The organism is Leptothoe sp. ISB3NOV94-8A (assembly GCF_043421595.1).
GTDB classification, from domain to species: Bacteria; Cyanobacteriota; Cyanobacteriia; order Phormidesmidales; family Phormidesmidaceae; genus Leptothoe; species Leptothoe turfae.
In genome coordinates this window covers 7,044,815-7,062,414 of the sequence record NZ_JAXSQW010000001.1, presented here as the reverse complement: position 1 = coordinate 7,062,414, position 17,600 = coordinate 7,044,815, and the positions used below count along the sequence as shown (strand labels likewise).

Below are 17,600 nucleotides of genomic sequence, written 5' to 3'. Positions count from 1 at the left end.
GTCACCAGGGAGATCACCTTCATGAAATAGCTCATCTAATCCAACTGCATCAGTATCAGCTGCAATCTTTTCATCTATTTCAGAGGTCACATCTTCTACAGAGGCCCACACATCATCTAGCTCTAAATCGTTTGAATCTTGTGTTGCAGCTACGATATCGCTGTCTAGATTGAGGGAAAGCTCACTCAGGTCGTCAGAAAGTCCTAAGCTTGCTGACTCATTGGGCGTATCTGTCTGTTGACCGGGCTCATCCCAAATATCTTGAGAAAGCTCGTCTGACAACTCTGATGTATCTGTGTTGGAAGAGCCCTTGTCTGTTTCCCACAGGTCATCATCACTAAATGGATCCGAGCCCGTTGCTGCTAGAGCTACAGCTGCAGAGTCATTAACAGTAAAGAAATCTTCGAACTCGGACTTTGTGGTTTCTGTTTCTGAAGTCTCGACCGTTTCTGATAAATCTAAATCAGGTACTGCTGCCTCAGAAAAGAAGCTATCTGTTCCTGAAACTACGGCAACATCTTCTAAATCGTTAGTGAACAATTCGTCAGTATTGGTCTCACCAGTGGCTTCCTCCAAATTTAGCTCAAGACTAGCAAGCTCATCGCTACTACTAGGGCTTTCAAAATCGAGGTCTAAATCACTATCGACAAGCTCTTCACCTTGGTTGGTTTCACTCAATGCGAGCTCGTCAAAATCATCCAAACTATCCGAGAGTTCTAGTGAGGGGTCTTGATCGGCGGCTTCTTCTGAACTATCAAGATCGCCAAATAGCTCATCAATATCAGGTGAATTATCAGCAGTAGTGGCTACATCATCTGGTGTTGAACTATCAAGATCGCCAAATAGCTCATCAACACCAGATGAATCGTTTGCAGTATCTATGTCATCAAATAAGCTATCGATAGAAGAGGTGTCAAGATCTTCTGATAACGGAGATTCAATATCAGTGCTAGAGGTATTTATCTGCTCGGTTAAATTTTCTAGGCCACTGTTATCCAGAGTATCTACGGAATCAGCTGATTCCGTAGAGTCAGTATCACCAAATAGATCTGCAAGTTCACTACCTGATTCAAAATCATTTTGGTTGGTTTCTAGCTCCGTGGCATCTTCATTGAGAAGATCCTCAAAATCGGGAGCAATATCAATATCCAGAGACTCAACAGGCGGATTGCCCTCATTTAGAGGAAGCTCTTCTTCTTGCCAGTCACTGTCGAGATCATCTCCTCCCGCTTCAAATAGATCGGCCAAACTAGTGAGCTCAGCATCTCCCACTTCTGGACCAGAAGGGGTGACTGCTGCACTATTAAGCAGATCATCCAAGGAAATGCTTTCCTCATTTGCAGAGGATGGCTCGCCCACATTATTCAAGGTCAAGTCTGATTCTACGGATAGTTCTTCGACACCTGCTGTAGAAGAGGTATCTGGTGTGCTATCTGCAAACAGACTCTCTAAATCTCCAGTGGTATCTGTTATATCTCCTTGGGCGGCCAACGTTTGAAGTTTTTCGGAGATGTTTATTTCCGGCTCTCTACCGGCCAGCACTAAATCCTGAGATTTTTTGATTTCTTTGATTAAAGCAGGGGCGAGGGTGCGATAGTCATTATTGCGATCGCATACTGCCCAACGGGCATGCTTCACCAAGTTCATCCAAGTTGGCAAGTTAAACTGCTCACCAAATCTTTCTAATAACTGACAGCAAGCCTCCAGGGCTAATCTACTTTCGTCTGTATCAGCCTGCTTGAAACGAGCCAGCATTTCTCGAAGTGCAGCTGATACATCACTGCTAAATACAAGCTTCAATGCACTTTCTTCAACCGGCTGCGGTGAGCGTGCTGTAAAGACGACAGGCTGAGCCTCTGCGACAACAGCCTCATTGGCGTCTGCCTCAGCTACAAGCTGATCTAAATGTTCCTGTAGCTGCTGAAAGACGGGCTCTACACTCGTCATGATGCTCTGCTCTTTGTCCTCAGTGAGGCCAAAGGGACCCTGTAGTTGCTCAAGCAGTTCTTGCAGGGCATCAAATACCCGCAAAAACATAGACTCCAGGGAACGATCTACCTTGATGGGGGCCTCTTTGAGAAGCTTGAAGTAATCTTCCATGCGGTGAGCCGTACGCTGCATGCTCTCAATGCCCAGCATGGCAGCACCGCCCTTGACAGAGTGAGCGGCCCGAAATACCTCATTGGCCATCTCCGGATTGACAATGGTTGCCTGAAGATTTAATAGACCCTGCTCAATGGTATTGAGATGATCTTTGGCTTCTTCAATGAAGTAGCCCAATATACGCTGTTGTTGTTCAGGCAGCATCACCCTCGTCTCCCTAAATAAAATCGGAAATTAGGCCAGTCCTTCAAATACTTGATAGCGATGGCAGTCGTCCCTTGACATGTTTAAAAATGGATGCGAATAGCCTACTTTTTATCACTTTCTACCTTAAACCGCTCCACCGATGTCAGCAGATCCCGAGCAACGCCCACCAGATTTTGCAGAGAGGTTGACACCCGCTGAGACTCTTGAGACGTCTCTTGGGCAGAAAGTTCAACCGATTGCATTACCTGAGCAACAGCTCGTGAGGTTTCCGTCTGTTCGACGGTATCAGCCGTAATAGAACGTACTAATACATCAATGCGATTCGATACCTGGATAATATCTTCCAACGATCGTTTCGCCTGCTCTGCAAGTCGTGTCCCCTCAATCACCTGTTGAGTTCCCTCCTCCATGGCAGTCATTACGCCACTGGTTTCTCCCTGGATTTGCAGAACGATTTGCTCAATCTCCTTAGATGCCTTGGCCGCTCGGTCAGCAAGCTGACGAACCTCATCAGCTACGATGGCAAAGCCTCTACCAGCTTCCCCGGCACGAGCTGCCTCAATACTGGCGTTCAAAGCTAGTAAGTTAGTTCGAGATGCAATCTGAGAAATCAAGGCCACGATTTTGGAAATTTCTTGAGAGGATTCCGCTAATCGCTTAACCTTACGGGTAGTCTCAGCTACCGTTTCGCGAATTTCTAAAATACCAGCCACAGTGCGCTCCACAGCTTCCCCCCCCCGGAGGGCAGTGGCTGATGCTGAACGAGCGACCTCTTCGGCCTCCCGCGCACTGTCTGCTACACGCTGAATAGATTCAGTCATGACCTGTACAGAATTCAAGGTGACTGCCAGCTCCTCAGCTTGTCGCAAGGCATCTGCTGATAGGCTGCGGGCGAACATCTCATTATCAGACGAACTCTTAGTCACCTGTAGTGCTGCTGCACTCACCTGCTGTACAATTTCTCGCAGATTTTGAATCGTTAAGTTGAACGAATCAGCGACCGCTCCTAAAACATCGGCTGTGACCTCTGCCTGAACCGTTAAATCACCCCGGGCAGCTCCTTCTACATCGTCCAATAGACGAATTACCTGGCGCTGTAGATCCTCTTTAGCCTGTTCTTGTTCCTGCGCTTTTCGCTGGGCCTCACTAGTCGTCGTGAGAATGACCCGAGCCATCTTGTTAAACCCTGTGGCCAGTTGACCTAACTCATCACTAGAGTGAACAGTTGCTCGCGCATTTAGATCTCCTTGGGAAACCAAGTCAAACTGCTGTTGAAGATTATCAATTGAGCGTTTCGATTGGCGATCTAATAAAAATCCTAATCCAAATACCGTCACAAAGCTAACGATACCTGCAGCACCTCCCATGGCAGCAGGATACACTCGGGCAATTAGGTTTCGATTGCCTGGAGATGTGCTATCAGCAGGTAGCCGTCCTAAGGTAGCTAGATTAACCCCTGCAACTGCAATCACAGATGTTAGTCCTGCAGCCCCTGCCATGATTAAGCGTTTAGTGGCAAGCGGCGCATTGTTCAGGGTATTAAAAATCCCCTCGCTTTCTACTTCAGGAACAACAACGGGCGACTCTTCCCCTTGGGTAAAGGATGGCAGCTGATCGGCAGTTTCGATGCTAAAGATGTCATCGTCTCCAATGATTGCCTGGTCATCCTCCTCTACTAGACTAAAGCCAGAACCGCCACGGGTAACTGGAGCTTCAGCAAACCCTCCCTCTGATGTTTCTGAAGCCTCCGTAAATTCGGTAGAACCACCTTCGGATAGATCAAATTCTGGCAGGCTGCCTAAATCATCAAATTCATCAAACTCATCGAGGAAATCGATATCGCCGCCTTGCTGACTTTCCAAGCCTTCCATCGTATCAACGCCTGGAAAAGTCTGTTCGTCAATGTCATCATCCATTAGCCCATTGTCGGTGGTCTCAATACCTGGCAAGGTAGATGCCTCATCAAATTCTTGAAAATCCCCGATAGGCATAGTGTCGGGTTGAGCATCATCCGGTTCCATCATGAAGAGGGTTTTATCATCTGGCTCTTCTAATAAGTCTGAACCAGCATCCAAACCCACTTCAAGTTCAGGGCGATCAATCTCCAGAGAACTACTACCTGTCTCTAAAAAGTCATCCACATCTGGAAAGTCTTCCAGCTCACCCGATGAAGACGGTGCAGATGGAAAAGCTTCGTCGAAATCATCTTGATCAAATTGTGATACATCTTGAATGGGTGCTGAAGACCCATCACGGACGACGCTATCGAGGGTAATCTCTTCTTCCTCTGAGGATTCAATAAGACCTTCCAAGCTGCTGTCCGCAAATGGATCTAAAAGTTCAGCATTACCTAGATCTCCACCTATGGACAAATCGCTAATGGAGAATGGATCGTCCTCGTCGTCCAACTCTAAACCTTGATCACCAGAGGTGCTCTCATAATCAGCAGTAGCATTGAAGGGATCGCCTGTAGCTTCAGTGGCAAGATCATAGCTATCTTCATTTTCTAGTGCATTTGGTTCGGGTGCACTTAGGTCAGTGGGTGAGTCTACTGTTGGCTCGGTTTGAAAACTTGCCCCATCTGCTTCTTCAAAGGACAAATCGAGCCCGGCACTCAAGTCATCACCCTCTTCTCCCATATCGCCATAGAGCTCTATGGAGTCAAACAGACCATCTGCAGTAATATCCTCTATGCCATTCTCATCAGCCTGTACCTGGCTAACATCCATCTGTTCTGCATAGGTAAGGCCATTGTTGGCGTAATTAACGAACTCAGGATCGGACGTTAAATTTAAGACGGATTTATATTGAGTGCGGGCTACATCGTACGCACTTAGCCCATAGCAATAGATGTGACCCTTGAGCAGGAGCACATTGGGATCGCTCGGGTAATTTTCTGCCAGTTGCTCAATAATGTCAGCAGCTTGTTCATAACTGCCCTGCATATATGCACGTTCTGCTGCTTGATAGGTTTGAGCGTAATCTATGCCCGATGCCATCTGTATTCTCCTGCCAGTCTAAACTTCTCCATATTTTCAACCCATCGACCCTAAGCTACCCAACGCGCCGAGCGCAGTATGGCAACATGGTCTAATAGGCGTAATGAGCGATCCGTATTGGCATCTAGTACCCATTCCCCCTTTAGAAAAGGTGCCATTGTATCGGAGTAGTCGCGGGACATCTTCATGCGTTCCGCATCTAGCCAATCTGTACCCACTATCTGATTAACGGCTAAGCCTAACATAGTCCCCTGATGTTCGACAGCAATCACTGGAATTTCTGCCCTGTCAGTATTCATCGGTTGAGAATAACCTAAAAACTGCCCTAGATCGGCAACCCATATGACACGCCCTTGTTCGTTCAAAGTTCCAAGTAATAAAGGAGACACATTGGGAACAGGGGTGATACGGTCAGGGGGATTTTCAATGATTCGGCGAATACCAATGGCAGGTAAAGCAAATTCATCATCGGCTCCGACATAGAAGCGCAGATGAAGTTCGCCATCAGGCGTTTCAAGCTTTTGTAGTTCAGGGTCTTGATCTTGCCCTACTCCGGTTTGAAAGTCTGGATTACCTACCATCGGCCCCTATTACCTCAAAAATCTTTGGCATTTCAATCACGTAGCAGTTGTTTGACTGTGCCCACTAGCTCAGTTGGCTGAAATGGCTTGGCAATATAAGCATCAGCTCCTTGTTTCATTCCCCAATAACGGTCAAATTCTTCACCTTTAGAAGAACACAGTACAACAGGCAGATTTTGTGTGGCAGGGTCAGACTTAATACGCCTACAGACTTCGTACCCATTCATGCGGGGCATGACGATGTCTAAAACGACTAAGTCAGGTAGATCTCCCTGGATATGAGCCAATGCTTCAACACCATCGCTAGCGACAGTCACTTGTAGACCATTACCCTTTAATAAGTCAATAATCATTTCTCGTTGGGCAACACTGTCTTCCACTACTAAAACCGTACTCATAACCTGAATTTCGCCGTTTAAGACCGGTTCATATCTTGATTCAACCCATTATGCCCCCCTAGGGGGAAATAACTATTTAAGTTGACTAATATGCCCAGTTAATTGGGATTCACCTGGGAAAGCAGCGATTGGTTGGCTATTTGGTGCATGATGGTATGCACACCCTACCGCTTGTGCCTAATAAAATACCCGTACGTATCTAATTTATTAAACTTTCATCAAAATTCTTTTGGTTGGATAGAGCGTAATGGTTCTACAAGTTACGTAAAAATCATTAATAAATTCGAAAAGAGAATGATTTCCACTCAATATCTTCCATCATTATGGATTACTCCAGTTCTCAGGGTTTAGGGTAGCTGATATTTCCTGCTCAAGTAGCATTTCAGGGGCAAGACGCTTAGGATTGCCCCTACCTACGTATCTTTCTACTAAGGCTAACAGCTCTGGTTCGCCAAAGGGTTTAGTTAGATAGTCTGTGGCTCCAACCATGTTGGCTTTGACACGATCTACAAATCTGTCTTTACCTGTCAGCATGATGATAGGAACTGATTGGAAATATGGAGCCTGTCTCAACATGGCACATAGTTGATGCCCTTCTAGTTCAGGCATAGCTACATCACAGAGAATGAGATCGGGCTTAAGACTGAACAGTAAACTCAAGGCCTTTACTGGATTCCCAATGGATGTGACTTCGTAGCCATAGGCATCCAGCATCATTTCTATGGCCTGTCTGACAGCTAGGGTGTCGTCAATACATACGATGCGAGGAACGGCATTATTAATAGGGGCTTTAGTCTGGATGCGATGAGATGCCTGTAGACTATGCACCATTTGGATGTGCCCTTTCTGGACATAAGGATATAGCCCGTTAGCAACACTAAAAATATTTCGACTTAGGTGGCGCGAGATTTGAATCACAGATGTTTTGCCATCAGACATGGCCAAAAGTGGCGGTAGAGATGCTGAGTCTGTACGGTAAGTGTCGGCTAGGAAGGGGCAATCGTAAAAAGAATTTAACCGAGGCTGTAGTCGCAACCATCCTTGTAACTGTCGAATCACTCGCTTTACCAGGGGTTTGGTGTCAAACTCGGTGAGTTGAGGGCTCAGGGAGGCGTGAAAGCGAAACAAAAATCGTCCTTGATGTAAGCTGATGACTTCAAAAAGCGTTTCTTCGATCAAACGGTAAAGTACGGAACGTGCTTGTTGAGTGGTGAGATGGCCATTTTCTAGCAACCACCATAGAGCTCCGTACTCTGGTGGACGGAGGGGAGTTAGATTAGACAGGTCAACACTTTCCCACTGAACCTCTAACTTGAGGGGATACAAAATATCGCGCAGCCGATTTAGCTGTTCATTGGTGCGTCCAGCGTAAAGAATGCCGCCATTGGCAAAAAACACTAGCCATGAGTTAGCTGGCCCATCGAAAGATTCAATATAAAGTTCTCCGGTTTGCTGACCAATATCAATCAGTTGAAAAATACTGCGAATATCCAGCTCGCTTAACTGGCCCTGCATAGATTTGTCCTAAGGAATTGGCACTTGGTAACTAGGTTGGCTACATTGATATACGGCATTAGCTACAATTATTAGCACTTAACTACAGTTACACTGTCTTTATATGAGGTGGCTATGTGCTCTAAGCAGTTTAGCTGCTGTTTATAAAGTGACATTTTTTATGTGAATGGTATGTGGTGGTGTCTATTGATTAGCCGTATGCGCACGTAGGAATGTACATATTAGAGAGGAATTAATTCATTGAAGTGATAGTTAACCTCCATGGTTTAGCGCTTTTGGGAGAATTGTTTTTTATAGGTTAGAGGTTTCCATCGGACACGTATACACTAGCGAATAGCTTGGGATTATTAGGTCTAGAGTCGCTCAGATAAATATCGTTTGGCTATTGATTTTGCTTCAATATTTTGATAAATACAGTGCCTTAAGCTTCTATATTACTAACTAAACGAGACGTGGATATTGTGTAACTGAGTAGCTGTTTCCGGTAGCTATTTGTATAGACGAAGGGGATGCCAGCGTGCGTTATTTGGCCGAGGTTCAGAAAAAAAGTGGATTTATGGGCAGCAGCCGAGCTGAGTTTAAACTCTTAGCTTGTGAGCGCTCGGAGCAAAATTGGAGTGCTGTCTCTGGAGACGAACTAGTCCCAGCTCCAGATGATGCAGGTTATAGCTCTGGCGCGCTGATTTTAATTGAGCTGTCCAATGGTCGTCAGGTTCAGCGTCATTATGAGGCGGGACGTCAGTTGGTCAGCATCCTGCAAAATTTTTCTAGTCTCAACAAAAAATTTAAAACTCAAGAAGACGAGATTGAACAGTGGAAAGAGTCCCTAACCTATCAAAGTCAGGCGCTTAATCAACGTGAGCTGGAGTTAGATACCCGCGAAGATGAAATCAAGCAGGCGGCAACTGAACTCTCTGAGTTAGGTACGCAAAAGCAAGAGTTAGAGACATTTCGCGCTGAGCTAGATGAACAGCGCCAAGACTACGAACGCAAAAACTCTGAGCTGGAGGGCGCATGGGCGCACTTAAACGGAGAGAAACAAAGGCTTGAAGAGCATCGTGAAACGTTATCGTCTCAGACAGGTTTAGATTCGAGCCAGACGCAAAAGCTAAGAGATGCCGTTGAGCAGTTGATGGTTAACGTAGTGCCAATGGAGGACCTGCGTCAGCAACTTGGTAGCACTCGTGATTCCCTGGGGCAGTATCAGATCATTTTACAAGGTTTGCAGCAGACTGGCTCTGAACAACAGGATCAGCTGCAATCTAAGAGCCATGATGTAGAGCGATTCAAGCAGTCGGTGCAGCAGCTTTACCAGACTGTTGATGCTGATCGCAGCGCTTTCAATGCACTATGTATAGAATTGCGGGAATCAAAGGTAAAGCTTGCTCAGAAAAAGCAGCAAAACCAACTGGTATCAGAGCAGATTAATCAGCAGAGTGGAGTATATCAAAAGGTCTATGAGCTGCTGAATACTGGTGATCAGGTACGTTTGGGCAAGAAAATTGACCTCACCAAACTTGAGGAGATGTCTATCGAAGACCTTGAGGCTTTGCTGACGGGTATGGAAACAGATTTGGAAAAGATGTCTCGCTTTGTTAGTGACCAAGAGGAAGAGCTGACATACCAGCAGCAGGCGATTGATGAGCTGAAGCAGAAAGCGGAAGCTGCTAGCGAGTATGACAGGATGCAGATTGAAGCTGATATCAGTGACGAGCAAGATCGTTACGATATGCTCAATAAAACCTTGGTTGGTCAGCGCCGTAATTTGCTGGAACGGGAAGAGGTACTAAGCCAGCATCGAGCTGTTTTATTGCGGCGTCAGGGTCAGGCAACTGTTGATAGCCCTGTGGAAAATGCAGCTGATTTGGAGCCAGTGCTGGAACATATCGATCAGGTCCGTCAGGAGCTAGCGACCCAGGCTGTGGAGTTAGAGAAGTTAATTGCTGAGTTGGAAAATCGCTGTAACTCATTACAGCAGCAGGTAGATACTAAGCAGTCTGAGTTGGACAATCAGCGGTCTAATCTGGAGAAGGAACGAGACACGTTTGAGCAGGCGATTAAGGATTGGGCTGGTTTGGAGCGTGCGATCGCAACCCGTAACGAGTATATGGGTCCTGCGGCTGAAAAAATGGATACTATCCAACACATGCTGGATGGAGTATTTGTTACGCTAGAACGGTTCCAAGAGGTCAATGACTACCAGTTGCAAGCCATTGCTGAGATGCAGCAAACAATCCAGAGCTTATCAGGTGAGCCAGCAGCTGCATAACCTCTACCCACACTAGTTTGACTTTTATGATTTGGGTAAATGAGCATATAGATCCCTCTGGGATTGTCTACTCTGCCATCGCTTGTTGTGATCAAAATGCTGCTGAAGAATGCCATACAACGTTTCAAGCATCATTAACAGATGAGCAAAAAGAAGCTGGTTGGGTCGCTCGATTGCGCACTGTAGACTCTTGGGATGATGTACCCGTCAGTGCTTTGAAGTTATCCTAACGTCGTTGTCTTAGAGAACTAACTATTGCCTTTGAATATCCATCATGTCCGAACACGTTATAAAACTAAGCCAGTTCCTAAAGCTCAATGACTTAGTTCAATCCGGCGGTGAAGCCAAACATCTGATTCAGGCTGGCCATGTACGAGTGAACGATGAGGTAGAGTTACGACGCGGTCGCAAACTATGGGCAGGAGACCGGGTAACCTTTGCTAATCAAACCTACGATGTTATCTCTGATGTAGATAGCATCGATAATCCGAATCAATAGACTGGGGCGTTGGCACTCTCAACCTAAAAATAAAGCCGTTGGTATGCACTGTCAGGCATGTCAACGGCTTTGAAGGTTAAAGGTGCACAATAGATGCCTTACCTACTGACATCTAATTGCGCAGAGGTGCGGATTGCAGGTGATGTTTATCGGTCTGAAGATGTCCGTTATTGCTAACAGACACATGGGCACTATGGCCGTTGCCATGGCCATTATTGGCACCCGCAGGACGAGGCTGAATCAGTCCATACCCACCGTGATTCCTTTCATATATCACGTTGATTTGGTCAGTCTCCAAGTTGTAAAACACATAAAAATCGTGATCAATAAGCTGTAGATTTTCCAGGGCTTCTTGCACTGACATGGGAGCCATTGCAAAATATTTTGTTCTAACTACCTCTGCTGGCAGTTGGGGCCGGCCCTGCTCTAACAGCTCAGTGACGTGCAAATTCGCATCCTGAGAAGTAGTATCAATCTCCATGGAACGCACTGATACATGATCAGAACTGCGACGTTTTTCCTTGTATTTGCGAAGCTGCCGACAAATCTTATCCGCTACTAAATCAATACTGGCATATAGGCTTTCGCTGCTTTCTTCGGCCCTTACTACAGCGCGGTTTACATGAACTGTAACTTCTGCATACTGCCGATTGGGCATTTTTGTACCACCAGCCACAGACAAACAAACATCAACCTTATTGATCATTCGTTGAAAATGGCTAACTGACTTCTCAATTTTTTGTGAAACATGTTGGCGAATAGCCTCTGTAATTTCAAGATTTTTTCCTTGGATAACAAGCTTCATAAAGCTGCCTCCACTGATAGAAGATAAGCGATTAGTTTCACCCTAGCACTTTAATTCTGAGAGATTTTTTCTGTTTAGAAACATTTTTATCCGTTGATAAATCTTTAGGATTAGCGCGGGATGATTTGAGTCTTATGTGTTCCCTCAAGATCACAAAATTTCTTGTACAATAGGGGTTCTAGCACTTGTGAACATTGATCCCCTCCTTGGGAAGGGGGGTTGATTTTTGCGACCCTTAATACTTTTTTAATCTTTCTCTTGTGATGTATAGATAGTTCTGAATTACTCGATATCTCAGTATTTTTCTGACTCTACTACATTCATTTTTTTGCATATATAAAGTCAGTTAAAGCAGGTATAAAGTGACGAAAAGCTGATACAGAATCAACATTCTTATAGTGACTGAAGATAGAAAGCTTATTGTCCAAGATATTGGCTTAATCGCCTATAAATTGGCTTGGGAATATCAGAAAGAATTGGTGTCTACACGTAAACAGGACTCTAACGCAGACGATGTTCTGGTGTTGACTGAGCACCCTCCGGTATATACCCTGGGCGCTGGCTCGCAAGAGCAGTTTGTGCATTTTGATTTAACTAATCCCAGTTATAAAGTGCATCGAGTAGAACGTGGCGGTGAAGTCACTTATCATTGCCCTGGCCAATTAGTGGGGTATCCCATTTTGAATTTGCATTACCATCGCAAAGATTTGCATTGGTATCTGCGCCAGTTAGAAGAGGTTGTGATTCGTACGCTTGCTCACTACAACCTTTTAGCCAAGCGCATTCAAGGTTTGACTGGTGTATGGGTTGATGATTATAAAGTGGCTGCAATTGGCATTAAGGTCAGCCGGTGGATCACCATGCATGGGTTTGCTCTGAATATTTGTCCAGATTTATCAGGCTTTGAGCGCATTACCCCTTGTGGTATAGCTGATCGACCGGTTGGCTCTATGGCTCAGTTTGTGCATGGCATTACGTTAGCCGAGGTGAAACCCATACTTGTCCAGCATTTTACTGAGGTATTTCGACTATCAGCTCAGTATCTGGAAGAATCACCAACCAGCTGGCGTCGCCATGCTGAAGATATAAAAGTTTAGGCATTACTACGTAGGACTGGCATCTAATCATTATGCATAGGCCTACAGAGTCGGGATTGAGTTCAATTATTTCAACAGGTCGGGCGTTAGAAATAGCCTCACGGGTGCTTGATGTTTGTTGTCTAGAGCTTGATGTTTGTTGTCTAGAATAGCGAACTGTCTTATGGACCAATACAATGGTTTGATAACGGACATTCAGCCTATGCCCGACACTAATTTTCCTGAAGCCAAGCCCTCTAATGGTTTTTATTCGGTTGCTCAGACTGTAATAGGAGTTGAGCCAAAATCTCGTTTTTCCTCGTTCACTGATAAAACTTCTACCCAAGACTCTTGGACATGTTCTTGGCAGGACGTTCGTCATGCGCGACAGCAATCTCAAATTCATCCATTCCTAAAGCCACTGACGTTCCATGCAGAACCGTTGACCGCTTTGCGGCATCGTGATGAACAGGCTTTGGAGGATATATTTGATGACCTGCAAGTCGAAGAAATTTTGATCGATGTCTGTATTCGTTTAAGGCAGCTCTATCCAGAGCCTTGTTGGGAAGACGAGCCGTTTGATTTTTTGCAGGGATATCTGTAAGTCTAACTATCAATAATTAATGACCCACCCGCGCCGAATAAACTTAGGTGGGCCATTAATTGACAACTTCATAATCGCAGACTACCTCTATAAGGCTATGACTAGAACGGAATTTCGTCGTAATCAGGCGTCGTGGTATTAGTCGGTGGGCTGCTTGGCTGAGGAGTCGAGGCAGCTGGACGACTGCCGCTATGACTACCTTCAGCGATGGGAGGTGCCGCTGCCATCAGCATAGATTGCATCTCGGCAATGCGGTGCAGACGTTGGACGGTGATTTCCGCTTGCTTTTCACGAAACCCTTCAGGTCGATCAACGGTTTTCATGGTTAATCGACCTTCAACCACGACTCGATCACCAGGACCGTAGCTAGCGTCTTGAATTGTCTGTGCCAGGTTGCCCCAACCAACGGCCTTAAACTGCGATGGGCTATCATCTGGGCGCAGCCCAGCTATTTTGATCTTAAATTCGGCAATGGGGGTTTGGTTGTCGGAGGTGTAGCGCAGCTGTGGGCTCTCGACAATCTCGCCCATGAGGATGCAATGATTCATACGACTTGTTCCTCTCGAATACCTTGCTCTTTTTCAATGAAACTTTGAACCCGTTGGCGATAGTCCTGTAGATGGGTATCTACCCAATCACGGTCGGCGCTATTGGCAAAGATATGGACCAGCGGATCGCCAGCGTCAGGTAAAATCAACACCCAGTTATCGCGAGTACGGTCAACTATTTTGACACCATCCACCAGTTCAAGAGTATCAGCGGGATGACTCTCCACAAGATAACGCATCAGTGCACCTTTGATAGTCCATGGGCAACGTAGAGTTTGTACTCGATGGGAAATTCTGGGTAAGTCACCCCAGATACGGCCCAAGGACTGTTCCTGGATAGTTAACATTTCGATTAACTTGGCGATGCAGAACATGGCATCAAAACCAGGGTGGAGTTGAGGGAAGATAAAGCCCATGTCACCGCTGCCACCTAAAACAACATTGCTGCTGGCCTGACAAGCTTCCATGAGGGCAGTTGGGTTAGCTTTGGTGCGAACGACATGGCCACCATGGCGACGAGCAATTTGCTCAATGGCTCCAGAGGTATGAACCGGTACAACTACTGTTCCCTGGGGATGGGCCGTCAGAATCATATGGGTCATCAGGGCCGTTAACATTTCTCCGCGAATCGGTGAGCCCACTTCATCCATCAGCACTAGCTGTTCGCCATTGGCTGCTACCTGTACCCCAACTGTAGCTTGTAGAGCCTGAACTACCTGACCCAACTGGCCTAACATGTGTTCTCGTTCGGCCATGGAGGGAGCAGTTTGGCTCAGACTAGCGTTTAGCACAACGGCATCACAACCAAATTTTCCTAGCAATCTCGGTAGGACGGCACCGGAAACCGCATAGGCATAGTCGATGACGACTTTAGAATTGCTGTGGCGAATAGAGCCTACATTCAGTCGTTTCTCGAATTCCCTGGTGTAGATGTCTATTAGGTTGGCTGGATAGGAGACTTCGCCAATCTCATGGATTTGCGATCGCCGCAGATTTTCCTTGAAGTAAGCTCCTTCAATTTTCTTTTCCTTGCCTTTGGGAATGTCAATACCCTTCTTGTCAAAGAACTCAATCAAGATTTGGTCGGCCCGATCAGGATGCAGACGGACATGAATGCCACCAGCAACATCTAATGTTGGGAGGATAACGCGAGCCACAGGAATGGCCGTTGCTTCTAGATTTTGGACATTGATACCCACAGACATCAGCCCAGCAATCAAAGAGCGGGAGACCATGCGGGCAATACTGCGCTGGTCCCTGGAAACGGTGACATAGGACCCCGGTTTCAGAGTAGACCCATAGGCTGCCCCTAGTTTGACTGCAAATTCAGGGGTAATATCAATATTGGCCAGCCCCGTCACACCGCGCTGACCAAAAAGATTGCGCTGGGCCGTATTGCCCCAAATTAAGTTGATATTGAGTGTGGCTCCAGACTCAATCCGCTTACTAGGCCATACCCTGACCCCTGGACTAATTTGTGCCTCCTCCCCGACGGTGGAGAGAGCACCGACCACTGCACCTTCTAACACGTGAGCTCGTCGATCGGCCCGAGTGCCCCGGGCAATTACACAGGCTCGTAAATGGGTCTCATCACCGATGATGGCTCCATTCCAAATGATGGGGCGTTTAAGGTCAGCATCACTGCCAACGGTGACATTGTCACCAATGACTGTGCCTGGTTCTAAGGTAACCCGAGCCCCAATGCGACAGTTTCGGCCAATCAAAACCGGTGGTTTGATCACAGCGGTTGGATCAATGTGGGTATTTTGACCTACATGGATACCGGGGGAAGATGCAGGATAGGCAAAATCCACCAATACTTTGCCTTCAAGGGCATCATACTGAGCTTCCCGGTAGGCTTCGAGGTGGCCCACATCACACCAGTAGCCTTCGGCCACGTAGCCGTACATCGGCTCCCCCTTTTCCAGTAATAAAGGGAACAGATCCTTAGAGAAGTCCTTTTCTTGATTTTCAGGTAGGTAATCTAAGACTTCAGGCTCAAGAATATAGGTGCCAGTGTTGACTGTATCTGAGAAAATTTCACTGGTGGAGGGCTTTTCTAAAAAACGCTTGATGCGTCCGTCTTCATCTGTAATGACTACGCCAAATTCAATGGGGTTTGGCACGCGGGTTAAGACCAGGGTTGCTTTAGAGCCTTTTTCCTTATGAAATCGAATCGCTTCTTTAAGGTCAAAATCCGTAATACTGTCGCCGCTAATGACTAGAAATGTGTCATCCAGGAGTTCAGCAATATTCTTCACACATCCTGCGGTGCCCAAAGGCTGATCTTCCTCCACCGCGTAAGTCATCTGTACACCAAAGTCGCGCCCATCCTGGAAATAGTCACGCATCACATCGGGCAAGTAGTGTAACGTAGCGATGACTTCATTGATATCGTGTCGCTTTAGCAGATTGACAATATGTTCTGCAATTGGACGATTGAGCACAGGAACCATGGGCTTTGGCAGATCACAAGTTAGCGGTCGAAGTCGGGTTCCAGAACCACCAGCCATGAGTACTGCGCGCATAATTCCTCCTGTGGGTTATGAGAATTCAAACAATTTTGATTGAAGGTTAGCTGTGAATAGACAACGACGCTAATCTTTGAAATACACTCAGGCAATATGTGCTTTGAGTGATTACATTTCTTTTGCCGTGCTAGATGTATGCAGTGTCAATTGTACTTGCTTTGTTAAGCTCAACTTTATATTCATTAAGCAAGCCTTCAAAGTACCTAGTCTACTGCTATAAGGTGACGCGTATTGTGTTCCATGACCTATTGCCATTGACGGTCTATGACTATCAGCATTAATATCCTGCAGACAAAATTTCCAACGGCTATAACTATAAGCTTGAGTGCACTGATTACTTTATTGACCATTGCGAGGATAAATCTATGCCCACTTTGTTAGGACTATTGTTGTTAGGCGGTTATGGCTATGGCGCTTGGAAATTTTGGACCGGCTTTAATCGCACCAACTTCAGTAGCGGCAAGCTGTATTTAACACTGCTTTGGCCTGTGTTTATTATTAGTGCCTCCTATCGTCAGAACTTTACCAAGGCACTGAAGGGGCGTTAGCGATTGACCGCCTGTAATTAATTCGATTAATTCGATTATTTAGTGAGAAGGATACCCAAGGATGGTAGTTTCCCAGCTACAGGCAGTAGCTCAAAGGTTTGACCAAGAGTATGGAGGTAAATCATTTGAGCTACCGGATGAGGTCGAAGAGATGGCGGTATTTCGGGAGTGGGTGGCGGGTAGTTTAACCCCGCGTATTACCACTAAGTTTTGGGAAGTCGCCCGCCCTAAGAAAGGTCAACGCTGCTTAGACCTTGGCTGTGGCCTCAGTTTTTTGATTTATCCCTGGAAAGAGTGGAAAGCGGTATTCGTTGGTCAAGAAATCAGCAAGGTTGCCCAGGCGGCCCTCAATCAACGGGGGCCTCAGCTGGACTCAAAATTATTTAAGGGTGTTCAATTAGCCCCAGCCCATAAGCTCGACTATGAACCAGCGACATTTGATTTGGTAATCGCGACTGGATTTAGTTGCTATTATCCATTGGACTACTGGGAACGGGTAATGACCGCTGTAAAGCCCTGCTTAAAGCCAGGGGGGCATTTTATTTTTGATGTCATTAACCCAGAAGAAGAATTAGCAGAAAATTGGGCTATTTTAGAAACCTATTTGGGCGCTGATGTTGAACTAGTGGATTTACCCCATTGGCGAGCGTTGATTAAACGTATGGGAGCTAAGGTCACGAAGCAGGTTGCAGGTGAGGTTTTCCACACCTACCGAGTGCAGTGGCCCTAGGGAAAGTCATCAGGATGAGCAAAATACCCTTGACGGTTGTGGCGGAGATGCTATCTTGGTGTCTAAAATTTTGCGTTAGCAAGTTTGTTTGAAGACTTATAGTTAACCTTAAATATCTAGTTGCCAAGCGTGACTGTGACCGCTATATTGCCTTGCATTCACTGGTGTTTTTTTGTCCTACTGCTCC

General features: G+C 46.1%; 15 protein-coding genes. 7 read left to right on the top strand and 8 right to left on the bottom strand.

Going from position 1 to position 17,600, the window contains the following annotated elements; genetic code table 11:
- From SPB21_RS30405 to SPB21_RS30385, 5 genes are all read right to left on the bottom strand, one after another.
- On the bottom strand, positions 1-2,307 hold a 2,307-nt coding region (locus SPB21_RS30405; protein WP_499868644.1), incomplete at its 3' end, for an Hpt domain-containing protein.
- 104 nt (positions 2,308-2,411) lie between these two features.
- Positions 2,412-5,309: a methyl-accepting chemotaxis protein gene (locus SPB21_RS30400; RefSeq protein ID WP_163666973.1), complete on the bottom strand. Its 2,898-nt coding sequence runs from the start codon at positions 5,307-5,309 to the stop codon at positions 2,412-2,414.
- 50 nt (positions 5,310-5,359) lie between these two features.
- Positions 5,360-5,890 carry a chemotaxis protein CheW gene (locus SPB21_RS30395; protein WP_163666975.1) on the bottom strand — a complete coding sequence of 177 codons (531 nt, stop codon included), beginning with the start codon at positions 5,888-5,890 and terminating at the stop codon, positions 5,360-5,362.
- Positions 5,891-5,922: 32 nt separating this feature from the next.
- Entirely contained in the window at positions 5,923-6,288 is a 366-nt protein-coding gene (locus SPB21_RS30390) for a response regulator transcription factor (RefSeq protein ID WP_006517813.1), read from the bottom strand.
- Between the two features lie 321 nt (positions 6,289-6,609).
- The gene (locus tag SPB21_RS30385; RefSeq protein WP_499868641.1) at positions 6,610-7,803 is read right to left on the bottom strand and encodes a response regulator; all 1,194 of its coding nucleotides are present in this window, start codon (positions 7,801-7,803) and stop codon (positions 6,610-6,612) included.
- Between the two features lie 517 nt (positions 7,804-8,320).
- Here SPB21_RS30385 and hmpF point away from each other — a divergent pair.
- Genes hmpF through SPB21_RS30370 form a run of 3 tightly spaced genes read left to right on the top strand, consistent with a single transcriptional unit; the run spans position 8,321 to position 10,571 of the window.
- Positions 8,321-10,072 carry a pilus motility taxis protein HmpF gene (gene hmpF / locus SPB21_RS30380; protein WP_499868639.1) on the top strand — a complete coding sequence of 584 codons (1,752 nt, stop codon included), beginning with the start codon at positions 8,321-8,323 and terminating at the stop codon, positions 10,070-10,072.
- 26 nt (positions 10,073-10,098) lie between these two features.
- Entirely contained in the window at positions 10,099-10,302 is a 204-nt protein-coding gene (locus SPB21_RS30375; RefSeq protein ID WP_499868638.1) for a glycogen debranching protein, read from the top strand.
- 44 nt (positions 10,303-10,346) lie between these two features.
- A complete protein-coding gene (locus SPB21_RS30370) occupies positions 10,347-10,571 on the top strand; it encodes an RNA-binding S4 domain-containing protein (RefSeq protein WP_490795786.1) in 225 nt (74 codons plus the stop codon).
- A gap of 112 nt (positions 10,572-10,683) precedes the next feature.
- Here the strand turns inward: SPB21_RS30370 and hpf are convergent, their stop codons facing one another.
- Entirely contained in the window at positions 10,684-11,376 is a 693-nt protein-coding gene (gene hpf, locus SPB21_RS30365; RefSeq protein ID WP_163666983.1) for a ribosome hibernation-promoting factor, HPF/YfiA family, read from the bottom strand.
- A gap of 398 nt (positions 11,377-11,774) precedes the next feature.
- On the opposite strand from hpf, the gene lipB reads away from it, so the two are divergent.
- Complete coding sequence (lipB, locus tag SPB21_RS30360; RefSeq protein WP_348918135.1) at positions 11,775-12,473, top strand: lipoyl(octanoyl) transferase LipB; 699 nt, start codon at positions 11,775-11,777, stop codon at positions 12,471-12,473.
- A gap of 202 nt (positions 12,474-12,675) precedes the next feature.
- Positions 12,676-13,056: a hypothetical protein gene (locus SPB21_RS30355; RefSeq protein WP_250565064.1), complete on the top strand. Its 381-nt coding sequence runs from the start codon at positions 12,676-12,678 to the stop codon at positions 13,054-13,056.
- A gap of 101 nt (positions 13,057-13,157) precedes the next feature.
- Here SPB21_RS30355 and SPB21_RS30350 read toward each other — a convergent pair whose 3' ends face one another.
- Positions 13,158-13,604, bottom strand: a complete 447-nt coding sequence (locus SPB21_RS30350) for a single-stranded DNA-binding protein (RefSeq protein ID WP_163666985.1) — start codon at positions 13,602-13,604, stop codon at positions 13,158-13,160.
- Entirely contained in the window at positions 13,601-16,132 is a 2,532-nt protein-coding gene (locus SPB21_RS30345; protein ID WP_163666987.1) for a sugar phosphate nucleotidyltransferase, read from the bottom strand. Before SPB21_RS30345 ends, SPB21_RS30350 begins: the two co-directional genes overlap by 4 nt.
- Positions 16,133-16,500: 368 nt before the next feature.
- Here SPB21_RS30345 and SPB21_RS30340 point away from each other — a divergent pair, with 368 nt between their 5' ends.
- Positions 16,501-16,683, top strand: coding sequence for a hypothetical protein (locus SPB21_RS30340; protein WP_163666989.1), 183 nt, complete (start codon positions 16,501-16,503; stop codon positions 16,681-16,683).
- A gap of 61 nt (positions 16,684-16,744) precedes the next feature.
- Positions 16,745-17,413, top strand: coding sequence for a class I SAM-dependent methyltransferase (locus tag SPB21_RS30335; protein WP_490795940.1), 669 nt, complete (start codon positions 16,745-16,747; stop codon positions 17,411-17,413).
- The last annotated feature ends 187 nt before the right edge of the window (positions 17,414-17,600 follow it).